The following is a 13,068-nucleotide window of genomic DNA, read 5'->3' on the forward strand; positions in this document are numbered from 1 at the left end:
AATGCTCACTTTCAGATGTAGAGTAAAGACATCTCTGTCTCCGTCACAACACCATATTCTTCCTTGTAATAATCTTTGTTCAACATGTAGATACCAAAATCCTCATTTTCCAGAGTAATTGCTCCTCGCTCATCCAGACTGCGGTACTCATTATCAAATAATGACACCGAGTAATCTTGCAACTGTCGAAGCGCCGCAAATTGCTCTCTTAAATTCCCCCTTGAAAGTCGCTCCATGTGCTTCTCTACACGTCCATAAGGTACCACGACATTATGATTCTGATTGGGAATGACACGGAATCGATTCCCAACAGTTTTAAATGCTTGAGCATATACCTTCAAGTATTGCGTCCCCGAGCTATTGACATACTGACCTCTTGCTGCACGATTACAGGAAAGTAAATCGTACGCATATAGGTTCTGCTTTCCTGGAATTGGATAATCCATAATTCCAAATCCATTATCGTTACCGGATTGTATGCCTTCGAAGAACAGCTGGTAATATTCCAACAGCATTTCATTGGAAAGAAGATCTTCGTCAGGATGCTCCCGAACCATTCGCTCGGTAATCTCCTTTCCCATTTTGATATCAGGTAAATAACTCAACCCTTTCTCATCCTTGATTCCAAATACATAAACTTTTTTCGGCGATTTTGACTCGCCATTTCGATTGCAACGACCAGCAGCTTGTAGAATGCTATCGAGGCCTGCCATGGCACGAATAACGCAAGAAAACGAAACATCTACTCCCGCCTCAATAAGCTGTGTACTTATGCAAATTACTGGCTTTCCTTTATCGATACTAGTCAATTGCCGGACGAGTTCAAGCTTATCTGTCCTATGCTGACCACACATTGAAGTACTCAAATGAATAATTTTAAAGTGATTGTCTCCATTCAATGTTTTAAGACACTGATATATTATTCTCGCCTCAGATTTAAGATTAACAATGGCTAAGCAATTGCCGTTTTCCTTTGCCTTCTCATAAATTATTTCAGCTAACTCGTCACAGTTTTTCATTTCTGTTGCAGCAACTACGCATGTACGTCTCAGCTTCTCGAAATATTCTTGAGAATCATCAATAAGATTCGGACAATCCGCCAACAATAGGTTTTTTCTACTGGTCCGTTCAAGCAGCGGTTGCGTAGCCGAACAAAGCACTATAGTCGAGCCCAGAATTTTAGAAAGAAAACTTACTACTTCATTGAAAAGATTGATAGCGTTCGTAGGCAGCGATTGAATTTCATCGAATATGATAATGCTATCCGCCATGTTGTGGAATCTCCGGAGATCGCCACTCTTAGAGGACATTACTGTTTCTAAGAATCTGACCATGGTAGTCACAATGATTTGACTGTCCCAACGTTCGGTAGCAAGTTTTCTTTTTGCATTCTGTTCGTCATCCTCTTCTTGGTCAAATTCGGATTGTGTATTGGTAAATGTATCATCATCCTTTCTTCCACCTGCGGATGAATAGTGTTCGAGTAGTGTTTCAGTATCATCCTCATCCAGCTCGAGAATCTCACGAAAAACCTTCACGGTCTGCGAAGTAATCGACAGGTATGGAATTACATATATGATTCGTCTTTTATTGGTCTCTATTGCATGATGTAAAGCAAAATTAAGTGAGGCCAGTGTCTTACCTCCACCTGTTGGAACAGCTAATCTATAAATTCCAGTACTTCGTTTCCCCTCCAAGCGGCATTGCTCGGAAATTTGATTACGAATCTTATTGATTTCAGAGGTATGATCAAACTTTCTTATATTCTTTTCGAAACGATCGATCAAAGATGACCAATCAATCGATTTGGATCTGTATGTTCTCCGTTCTTCAAAACAAGCAGCATCTAATCTATCTGCATCAATTAATCGAGAGTACACATATTTGGCAAATAACCCAAGATAGAAATAAAAGCTATCTGAATTTGTTATGCCTCCCATATTAAATTTCTGCATGAAATGCTCGACATCCCTGATACTTTTGTCATAATTACCAGCAATATCAAGGTCAAGATACGAGATTCTGTCCTTAACTTCTTGATACGAGAATCTGATTTCATTCTTCCGATCCGTAGCAAGACCGTCAAAAAAAGTCGAGAATCCATCCACATCTAAACAGTCCGGCAACTCACCATGATGTTTAGCAATGGCAAGTTCAAGTATCTCCCTAGTGATCTCTTGTACCGCCTGCTCAGCAGCCGATTTTTCAGAAGATAAGGCACATGCATCATCAACTAAAAAAGCTCCCTGCCATGCATGAATTACAGAACCGCGATGTCCCTTTGCAGATAACAGATATTCCTGAAAATCTTCTGAAGCTTTTCCGAGGTCATGCAACAAAGCAGCAGTGTACGATATCGCAGAGAATTCTTCTTCGAAGTCTCTCGCCAGTTTTCCCGCGCCGTGCAAATGATCACGGAGAGTTTGTACAGCTCCAGTCGCGTCTTTGCGTGCAAGCAATTGTTTCGAGTTCATGCGATGCTCCTTTGATCGGCAATGTACTGAATTGCTATCCTCAGTGTAGCACAGCTTTTGAAGTATCCGCTCATCATACACCGAATCTTTTCTTTGATTCTTGGAATCAGGTATGCTGAATAACGGGTCTTACACCCATAGTCGTTCGCAATGAACGTGGATTGAAATGGTGTCTGATGTGCGGGACCATTAAAGGAGCTTGTTCCACGACCATATCTAACGATCGTGGAACAAGCCTCTAGCCGTCTAGTCGCAGAAGCTAGACATCCATCAATTCAGCTAGATCGCATAGTCGCAGAACACGCCCATGCCGTGTCTCGAACCGTTCCTCGCCTCCATATACCAAAATTCTGTGATTCGTATCGATCTCCATGGCGTCAGCCAGCTTATCGATGTTGGCCCATGCGTGCACGTCGTAGGTACTGGAGGCCTTCACCTCGATTACGTATTGAGGCCTACCACCTTTTTCGACAATAAAATCAATCTCCAAACCCTTATTATCGCGCCAATAGTAAAGTTTAGGCTCACTGCCTCGCATGTAATACTGCTTCACAATCTCCACCGCAACGGCGTTCTCGAACATATTTCCCCACATCTCACCATTGCGCAAATCGTCCGCAGCATCTAAGCCAATCAGATTCGCAGCAAGTCCCGTATCGTAGAAATACATCTTCGGCGCTTTTACCAACTGCTTGCCGTAATTCTTGTAATACGGCAACATACGGAACGCAATGAAGCTCGACTCCAGTACCGACATCCAATCATTGGCAGTCAGTCTGCTGATGCCGCATGCTTCAGCAAAACTCGTCGCATTAAATGACTTTCCGCATTGGTGCGCGGCATAATGCACGAAACGGTCGAAACCCGCAATCTTGCGCACACCTAATTCGTTACGCACATCCCGTTCCACATATGTCGAAAGGTAGTCGCCATAGAAATTGGCGATTCGGATATCTCCGTCATATAAACGCGGATATCCGCCTTTGAAAATCCAATTCGCGGCATCGCAAGTCTCGTTTGATTCCAATAGTTCCGAATACGCAAGAGGCAACAGGTACCGTACCGCCACCCGTCCGGCAAGAGTCTGCGAAATAGTATTCATTAACAGGAAGTTTTGCGAACCCGTCAACACAAACTGCCCGGGTTCGTTCGTTCGGTCAACGGCCTCCTGCAGATAGGAGAACAGTTCCGGCGTTCGCTGCGCTTCGTCGAAGATGATGTGATTCGAATATCTTTTCAGGAAATATCGTGGATCGTCCATGAATTCCCTACGTACATCCGGATTCTCCAACGTCACATACTCATAATCAGGGAAACATGCCCGCACCAACGTGGTCTTGCCACTCTGCCTCGGCCCTGTAAGAGTAAGTACTGGCATCTCTCTGGCAGATTGCAACAGCTCCTGTTCCAGACCTCTTGAAATCATGGACATTCCAACCCCTCCAGTGCACTAGCCTACTATTCTTCGTTTTGTTATTTCACAAATTCTACCATTCCTACTTTACGATTTTTCCTTTTCCTACTTTACAATCTATACCATTCCTATTATGCAATTCCTACTGAGCCGCAACGCATGCCAGACCTCGCCGAACGTTCCCACAACAAAAAAACAGAATCTACAAAAGAAAACCGGAAGGGCGGATACTACGGAAATTAATCCGCAATAGTCCACGTCTTCCGGCAGTGCGACTGCTTCTCATATGTGTGCTTGACTCACATGGATGGTACTGAGAACCATTCGCTCAACGATCTGCTCCCGCATGCATGACCGAACATGCGCACGGAACACAAATCAAGTCGTAGGGCTTAAAGCCAATGCATAACTGTAGCCGCACGTTTGAATAATCACAAATCCAGCCAACAGGCATGCAGATAGACGGCAAATACATACATGGGAAGCCCCTATGCGAAAGGCGGCAAGTCGCGCCCACACGGAACACGGCTCACCGCCTAGATTATGAGGTTATAAACCTCACAGCCCGGCTCAGGCCTTGGCAACCTCAACTGCCAACTCGGAGCCCTCGGCGCCGGCCACAACCTCGAAGGAGGTGGCAAGCGTTTCGGAAGCCACAAGATCCTTGAATTGCTCGACCTTCGCCACGTCACCCGTCGGAACGGTCAGCTTCAACGCAATACGGTCGGAGATCTCCAGATCGGCAGCCTTGCGGGCATCCTGCACGGCACGGATCACGTCGCGAGCATAGCCTTCGGCAATCAGGTCGTCGTTCAACTCGGTGTCGAGAATCACGAAACCACCGGTCGGCAGCGCAGCGGACACGGAGCTGGCGGCCTCTTCGGCGTTCTTCTCCTCCACGCTGTTGATCAGCTCATATTCACCCTCTTCCAGTGCAATCTCACCGTTCGGAGTCTCGCACACCGGCACGCCGGAGGCATCGACATGCCAGGCACCGGACTTGGAAGCCTTGATGGCAAACTGCACGTCCTTGCGCAGACGCTTACCTGCGACTCGGGCGTTCACGCGCAGCTCGTTGATGATCTTCAGGCCGCGGGATTCGGCATCCTCAAGCGTGCACAGCTCGACATCCTTGACGTTGAGCTCGGACTTCAGGATTTCGGCGTAGGCAGCAACGGCATCAGGATCGGAGACGATCACAGTCAGCTTGGAAAGCGGCTGGCGCACGCGAATCTGCTTCGCCTTACGCATGGACAGCGTGCTGGAAACGACCTCGCGTACCTTCTCCATAGCATCGACCAAGGCCGGATCATCCACCAGCACGCGACCAAGTTCGGTCGCCTCGCCAGAAGTCGGATCAGCCAGGAACGGCCAATCGGCCAGATGCACGGACTCGCCGCCGGTCAGGCCACGCCACACGGCTTCGGCCTCCATCGGAGCAAGCGGGGCGATTACGCGCATGAATGCCTCAAGCACGGTGTACAGCGTATTGAACGCGTTCTCGTCCTCGTTCCAGAAGCGGTCGCGATTGTTGCGAATGTACCAGTTGGTGAGCATGTCGATGAAATCGGACACGGCTTCGCAGGCGTCGGAAATCAGGAAGTCATCCAGCGCAGCCTGGGTCTTCTCGATCAGACGTCGGGTGCGGGCCAGCAGGTAACGATCCATTTCCGGCAAGGCGGCAACCTCGTCGGCACGTAGCGAACGAGCGTCGAAACCGGCACCGCCATTAGCCGCGTTGGCATACAGGGTGAAGAAATAGTAGGAGCTCCACACCGGCAGCATCACCTGACGTACGGTATCGCGGATGCCGTCGGCGGTCACGATGAGGTTGCCGCCACGCAGGATCGGCGAACTCATGAGGAACCAACGCATAGCGTCGGAACCGAAGTCGTTGAACACGCCGTTCACATCCGGATAGTTGCGCAGATGCTTCGACATCTTCTGACCGTCGGAACCGAGCACAATGCCGTGGCAGATCACGTTCTTGTATGCCGGCTTGTCGAACAGGGCGGTGGCCATGATGTGCAGCACATAGAACCAGCCACGGGTCTGGCCGATGTATTCCACGATGTAGTCACACGGGAAGTGCTGTTCGAAGGTTTCCTTGTTCTCGAACGGATAGTGGTACTGGGCGAAGCTCATGGAACCGGATTCGAACCAGCAGTCCATTACGTCGGTGATGCGGCGCATGTGGCTCTTGCCGGTCGGATCGTCCGGGTTGACGCGGGTCAGTTCGTCGATATACGGGCGATGCATGTTGACATTGCCTTCATGATCGCGCGGATAATCACCGAAGTCGGCCTTCAGCTCCTCAAGCGAGCCATACACGTCGACGCGCGGATACTTCGGATCGTCGGATACCCACACCGGAATCGGCGAACCCCAGAAACGGTTACGAGAGATGGACCAGTCGCGGGCATTGGCAAGCCACTTGCCGAACTGCCCATCCTTCACGTTGTCCGGAATCCAGTTGATCTGCTGGTTGAGCTCGAGCAGACGGTCCTTGATCTTGGTCACGGACACGAACCAAGAGCTCACCGGCTTGTAGATCAGCGGGGTGGCGCAACGCCAGCAGTGCGGATAGGAGTGCACGTAGCTCTTCTCCTGGAAGAGAATCGCGCGCTGGTCCTCCGGCACACGGGCCAGCGGACCATCGCCTGCACGCAGGTTACGCAGAATCGGCAGATTCGCATCGAACACATACTGACCCTCGTAATCCGGGCACAGCGACGTGAACTTACAGCCCGCGTCAAGCACGTCCACGCTCTTGATGCCCTTGGCATTGAGCGTGTTCATATCGTCCTCGCCGTACGGAGCCTGATGCACGAGGCCCGTACCTTCGACGGTATCGACGTAATCGGCGGTGAAAATCTGATAGCCTTCCGGCCCCGGAACCTGACCCTCGGCGGCATGCTCGTCGCCAGCGAAATACGGGAAGACCGGATAGTAGCGCCAACCCTCCATCTCGGCACCCTTGAGCTCGCGCACGATCTCATAGTTCTCGCCAAGCTCCTTGGCATAGGAGCCGAGCAGCGGCTTGCCCAGATAGAATTTCTTGCCGGCGAACCTGCCTTCGGTCGGACGTACTTCGACATAGTCGATGTCGGCGCCGACCACGATGGCGAAGTTGGTCGGAACGGTCCACGGGGTGGTGGTCCAGAATACGGCGTAGGCGTCTTCCTCGTCGCGCAGCTTCACGGCCACGGACACGGTGGTGTCCTGACGGTCTTGGTACACGTCGGCGTCCATACGCAGCTCGTGTGCGGAAAGCGGCGTCTGATCCTTCGGGCAATACGGCAGCACACGGTAGCCCTGATAGGCCAAGCCCTTGTCATACAGCTGCTTGAAGGCCCACATCACGGATTCCATGTACGGAATGTTCAGGGTCTTGTAGCCATGCTCGAAATCGACCCAGCGCGCCTGACGGTGCACGTAGTCCTTCCACTCATTGGTGTACTTGAGCACGGAGGCACGGCAGGCGTCGTTGAACTTGTCGATGCCGATTTCCTTGATCTGGTCGACGGAGTCGATGCCCAGTTCCTTCTGCGCCTCGAGCTCGGCCGGCAGACCGTGCGTATCCCAGCCGAACACGCGGTTGACCTTGCGGCCCTTCATGGTCTGGTAGCGCGGAATCACATCCTTGGCATAGCCGGTCAGCAGATGGCCATAATGCGGCAGACCATTGGCGAACGGCGGACCGTCGAAGAAAACGAATTCATTCTGGCTGTGATCTCCGGATGGACGACGCTCGACGGACTTGGCGAAGGTATCGTCCTTCTCCCAATAGTCAAGCACGGACTCCTCCAGCTTCGGGAAGCTGGGGTTCGGCGCGACGTTGGCGCTCTGCTCACCGGCAGCAGCCTTCGGATACACATGATTGGTGGTTTCGCTCACCGTATGCTCCTCGTTTGGCAGGTTTCCTGTTCTTCTTAACTACCTACGAGGACGACGACTTACGCACGATTGCCGCACGTCCGCCACCGCGGTACCACCTCGCTTGCCGCCATCCCCTGCATACTGCACAGTGCGATTGCGACCGCTTGCGTTCGGCTGTTCGGGCCGATCCCGCCGGCTCTACTAAGCCTGCGATTGCACTGTACGGACTTACGCCCCCTGCAATCGCCGCCGTTCTTCCGGAAGCTCCCCGCTGATAACGGATCACTGCTATACGTTTCAGCAGTTCAGCCTAGCACGCCGTATGAACGTTGCATACGGAAAGAGCCGCACGGCGTCCACCATGCGGCTCCCTCAACCCACGAATCGCATACCGGTTGCGATCAGGACTCAGACGGCTCCCCCTGCGCGAGCTGCGATTCGAGCTGCCTGACGATGTCATCGTGCATCTTTTCGCTGATCTTCACCTTGAAAAGAAAGACGAGCAGGCTCAGCACGATCACGGCCAGCGGCACATAGAAGGCGCAAATCTGGAAGGTATGGATGTTGGAGGCGGTCATATCGGCGGCAGTGGCGTTGCCGATCATGCCGGCGGCCACGGCCACGAAGCCGACGATGCCGTTGGAGCAGGCACCCGCAATCTTGTCGAGCATCGGGCGCACGGACAGGGTCACGGCCTCGTTGCGCTTGCCGTTCTTCAGCTGGCCGTATTCGATGGAGTCGGTCAGGGACAGGATGGCGGTCATCTGGATGAAGGTCTGCGGCAGGTAGAAGAAGACCAGTCCGACGGTGACCATCGGCAGGCTGGACGAGCCGATGATGAACAGCAGATAGCCTATGATCATGAGCGCCATACCGCCGAGATACAGGTAGCGGCGCGGAATGCGCTTGTTGAGGACCGGGTATGCCGGAGCCATGATCAGACCAGTGATGACCGGGATGACGCCCACGATGGAGTATGCATTGGAATTGTTGAGGATGTACTTGAACAGGTACATGAGCACGCCGGTGGTGGCCACATTGGCGATGGCGTACAGCAGGTAGCTCAGGGCGACCCACAGCAACTGGTCGTTCTGGGCAAGGGCCTTGAACGCGGCGAGCGGGCCGCCGTTCTCCTCGGCGTTGGCACGCAACGTGCTGGAGCTTTCCTTGGTGCCGAACGCCACGGAGCATACGGTCAGGATGCCGAGAATGGCCACGATGATGGCGAAGCAGGTCCAACCACTCTGGCTTTCCGTCCGGTTACCGGTGAACACGAAGCTGAAGTAGGTGACGATCGGGATGACGATGATGGTCAGGCCGTTGTAGCCGATGGAACCGCCGAAAGAGCCGAGTGCGGTATAGGTGGAACGCTCATGGGAGTCGTTCGACAGCGCCGGGATCATGCCCCAGTATGAGATGTCGCGCAACGAGTAGAACACGTCAAGCACGATGAACACCACCACGAACAGCACGATGAACCAAGTGGTGTTGACATTGACCAGACCGAACAGGCCGGTGTACACCACGACGAGCAGCAATGCGGAGACCGTACCTCCGATGAGCTGCCACGGCTTGAAACGGCCCCACTTGGTGTTGGTGTTGTCGATGATGTTGCCCAGCAGCGGATCGATGAAGATCTCCGCGATGCGGATGATCACGACGAGGCTGGTGATGATGCCGATGAGTTTGGTGGCGATGCCTTTGTCGACACCTGCGAACAGCGAGCTGGTCACATACACGATGAAGTATGTGCTCAGGGCGTTGTAGAACGCAGACTGGCCAACGTTGCCGAATGCATATGCCATACGGGATTTCAGGTTTGAGCCCTGCTTATCCACGGTGAGGGTTTCTTCCATCGTTACTTCTCCTTAGAAGTTTCCGTGCAGTCTTCCTTCGACTCATGCATCAGTATATGCCTTAACCCTCGTTAAGTAAAATGTGATACTAATCATTACACTTCGCCGGCGTGTCGCATTTTGTTCGATAATGATAGAAAATGCCACATATCATGTGTGTTCAACGATTGATTCGACCATCAAAGCAAACATGAACACACCACGCCACGCATATGACGTACGTACTTGCGAGTTTTGATAACGAAAGTTACTATTTATCAGTAAAGGATTTTACATCCTTCGCACAGAGCCGTGACACTATAGAAAGAGAGCAGGCAGATCATGTCGCATATCTTTTCCTCAACCGAAGCACAGGAATCGTGGCTGACCGATCCTACCGTTTTCGCGGTCAACCGCCTTCCGGCACATTCCAGCCACCATTGCTACGACCATAAGCCACTCGCCGGTGAGCCGACCGGACTCAAACAACGGCTTGATGGCCAATGGCAGGTCAAGGTCGTCGACATGTCCGAAGCCGGATTCCCCAGCGACTTCGCCCAGACCCAATGCACCGAATCCGGATTCTCATCCATCGAAGTGCCATCGAATCTGGAAACCAAGGGCTTGCTGAAACCGCAATACGTCAACGTGCAATACCCATGGGACGGCCATGAGGATCCTCAGCAGCCGAACATTCCGCAGCACAACCACGTGGCGCTGTACCGCAGGGAATTCACGCCGTCCGCATCCGTGACCCGTGCCATCCGCGAAAACCGTCAGATCACGCTCACCTTCCACGCCGCATCCACCGCCATCTACGTGTGGCTGAACGGTACATTCATCGGCTACGCCGAAGATTCCTTCACACCGAGTGAATTCGACGTGACCGATGCCATTCAGGAAGGCCACAACACCCTTGCCGTCGCATGCTTCGAATTCAGTAGCGCAGCATGGCTCGAAGACCAGGACTTCTGGCGCCTGCACGGACTGTATCGCAGCGTCGAACTCACCGCCATCCCCGCCGCACACGTACGCGATTGGAAAATCGACCCCGATTTCGACGCCACGACCGGCGATGCGACGCTCGCCTTCGTCGCATCCATCAGCAATGCGGACGCTGCTTCCAAGGCCGTCGCAACACTGTACGGAACCGATGGCACCATCGCATGGCAGTCCGAACAACTGCCGGTAAACGAAATGATCACCACGGAAGCCGTAATCGCGAACATCAAGCCGTGGAGTGCGGAAGAGCCGAATCTATACACGCTCGACCTGACGCTGTACGGTGCGGACGGCACAGTGATCGAAGTCAGCCGCGAGCGCATCGGCTTCCGGCATTTCGCCATCGAAAACGGCGTGATGAAGCTCAACGGCAAGCGCATCATGTTCAAGGGCGTGAACCGTCATGAGTTCGACGCCCGCCGTGGCCGCGCGGTGAACGAGGAAGACATGCTGTACGACATCACGTTCTTCAAGCAGCACAACATCAACGCCGTGCGCACCTCACACTATCCGAATCAGGAACGCTGGTACGAGCTGTGCGATGAGTATGGCATCTACATGATCGACGAAACCAATATCGAGACGCATGGTTCATGGACCGCACCGAGCGACCCGGTCACGCCGGACACCAACGTGCCGGGCAGCAAATCCGAATGGCAGGAAGCATGCGTGGACCGCATCGAGTCGATGATGCGCCGCGACTACAATCATCCGGCCGTGGTGATCTGGTCGTTGGGCAACGAATCGTATGCAGGTACGGTGTTCAAGGCGATGAGCGATTTCGCGCACGCCAACGATCCGCTGCGTCCGGTGCATTACGAGGGCGTGTTCTGGAACCGTCAGTTCGATGACATTTCCGACATGGAAAGCCGCATGTATGCCAAGCCGGCGGAAATTGCGGAATATCTCGAAGCCAATCCGAAGAAACCATATATCTCATGCGAATACATGCATGCCATGGGTAACTCCGTCGGTGGCATGCATCTGTACACCGAACTGGAACGTTACGAGCAGTATCAGGGCGGCTTCATCTGGGATTACATCGACCAGGCGCTTTTCCAGCGTCTGCCGGACGGCACCGAACGCCTGACGTATGGTGGCGACTGGGACGATCGTCCGAACGATTACGAATTCTCCGGCGACGGCATCATCTTCGCGGACCGCACTGCCTCCCCCAAGGCGCAGGAAGTCAAGCAATTGTATGCGAACGTGAACATCAAGCCGGATGCGCACGGTGTGACGATTCGCAATGAGAATCTGTTCGTCTCCACCGCCGACTACGTATTCACGGCGCGTATGCTAATCAACGGCGAGGAGCGCTGGCAGGCTGACTATCGCTTCGACGTGGCGGCCGGTGCGAGCGAACGTTTCGACATTGCATTCCCTGCCGCGTCCGATCTGATGGCGAGCCGTTGCGACGAGGAGTTGCCGAATGGTTCGATCGAGGTGACGTACGAGGTCGATCAGCGGCTGGCCGAGGCCACCGCCTGGGCTCCGGCCGGATTCGAGCTGACGTTCGGGCAGCATGTGCAGGTCTTCAACGATGCCGCCGACACCGATGCCGCCGCGATGACCGACGGCCACACGCATGATGTGACGGTCACCGACGGACGCTGGAACGCCGGCGTGAAGGCGGGCGGCCGCGAGGCATTGCTATCCAAGGCACAGGGAGGACTCGTCTCCTTCACCCGCGATGGCCATGAAATGCTTTCGCGCAAGCCGAGCCTGCTGACGTTCCGTCCTCTGACCGACAACGACCGCGGCAATGCCTCCGGCTTCGACCGTGCACAATGGTTCGCTGCCGGCCGTTACGCCAAGACGGTCGGTACCGAAATCGTCCGTGATGGCAATACGATCGTCGGCACGTACACGTATGAACTGGCAATCGCGCAACGCACGAAGGTCACCGCACGCTACGAGCTGTTGGAAGACGGGCGAATCCATCTGACCCTCACCTATCCGGGCGGCATCGAAGCGGCTTCGCTACCGGCGTTCGGCATGGAATGGATGCTGCCGGTCGAGTATTCGAACCTGCGCTTCTACGGTCTGGGACCGGCCGAAACCTATCGTGACCGCCTGCACGGCGCCAAGCTCGGCGTGTTCGAGAGCACTGCCGAAGCAGACAACGCACCGTATCTGGTGCCGCAGGAAACCGGCAATCATGAGGGGCTGCGCTGGATTGAGGTGACCGACCGCCATGGCCACGGCATGCGTGTGAGCCAAGCCGGCGACGAACACTTCGCGGCAAGCCTGCTGCCCTACAGCACGTTGATGCTGGAAGAGGCGACCCATCAGGAGGAGCTGCCAACCCCACGTCACATGTTCCTGCGTCTGCTTGCAGCGCAGATGGGCGTCGGCGGCGACGATTCGTGGGGCGCACCGGTGCATGAGCGGTTCCAGCTACCGGCCGATCGACCGCTCACGCTTGATGTGATGCTGGAGCTGTTCTGATACGGCATCACAA

Annotated in this window: 5 protein-coding genes; 1 reads left to right on the top strand and 4 read right to left on the bottom strand. The window is 53.8% G+C overall.

Annotation, left to right across the window (positions count from 1 at the left end; genetic code table 11):
- Positions 1 to 11: 11 nt before the first annotated feature.
- The 4 genes from BBDE_RS07915 to BBDE_RS07930 all read right to left on the bottom strand — a co-directional run bounded on the left by BBDE_RS07915 (position 12) and on the right by BBDE_RS07930 (position 9,623).
- On the bottom strand, positions 12 to 2,474 hold the full coding sequence (locus tag BBDE_RS07915; protein WP_003839261.1) for a CRISPR-associated helicase/endonuclease Cas3: 2,463 nt from the start codon (positions 2,472 to 2,474) through the stop codon (positions 12 to 14).
- A 259-nt stretch (positions 2,475 to 2,733) separates the two neighbouring features.
- On the bottom strand, positions 2,734 to 3,906 hold the full coding sequence (locus BBDE_RS07920; RefSeq protein WP_003839260.1) for an ATP-binding protein: 1,173 nt from the start codon (positions 3,904 to 3,906) through the stop codon (positions 2,734 to 2,736).
- Positions 3,907 to 4,458: 552 nt separating this feature from the next.
- Positions 4,459 to 7,785 carry a mupirocin-resistant isoleucine--tRNA ligase gene (gene ileS, locus BBDE_RS07925; RefSeq protein WP_012902381.1) on the bottom strand — a complete coding sequence of 1,109 codons (3,327 nt, stop codon included), beginning with the start codon at positions 7,783 to 7,785 and terminating at the stop codon, positions 4,459 to 4,461.
- A 383-nt stretch (positions 7,786 to 8,168) separates the two neighbouring features.
- Positions 8,169 to 9,623: a glycoside-pentoside-hexuronide (GPH):cation symporter gene (locus BBDE_RS07930; protein ID WP_012902382.1), complete on the bottom strand. Its 1,455-nt coding sequence runs from the start codon at positions 9,621 to 9,623 to the stop codon at positions 8,169 to 8,171.
- Between the two features lie 321 nt (positions 9,624 to 9,944).
- Between BBDE_RS07930 and BBDE_RS07935 the strand changes: the two genes are divergently transcribed.
- Positions 9,945 to 13,055, top strand: a complete 3,111-nt coding sequence (locus BBDE_RS07935) for a glycoside hydrolase family 2 TIM barrel-domain containing protein (RefSeq protein WP_003839253.1) — start codon at positions 9,945 to 9,947, stop codon at positions 13,053 to 13,055.
- The last annotated feature ends 13 nt before the right edge of the window (positions 13,056 to 13,068 follow it).

The sequence above is a fragment of the Bifidobacterium dentium JCM 1195 = DSM 20436 genome (genome assembly GCF_001042595.1).
Classification (GTDB): domain Bacteria; phylum Actinomycetota; class Actinomycetes; order Actinomycetales; family Bifidobacteriaceae; genus Bifidobacterium; species Bifidobacterium dentium.

What these genes read in the sequence shown, in the direction of transcription:
- BBDE_RS07915 (WP_003839261.1), bottom strand. Translation starts at nt 2,474, where the DNA reads ATGAACTCGAAACAATTGCTTGCACGCAAAGACGCGACTGGAGCTGTA.
- BBDE_RS07920 (WP_003839260.1), bottom strand. Translation starts at nt 3,906, where the DNA reads ATGTCCATGATTTCAAGAGGTCTGGAACAGGAGCTGTTGCAATCTGCC.
- BBDE_RS07930 (WP_012902382.1), bottom strand. Translation starts at nt 9,623, where the DNA reads ATGGAAGAAACCCTCACCGTGGATAAGCAGGGCTCAAACCTGAAATCC.
- BBDE_RS07935 (WP_003839253.1), top strand. Translation starts at nt 9,945, where the DNA reads ATGTCGCATATCTTTTCCTCAACCGAAGCACAGGAATCGTGGCTGACC.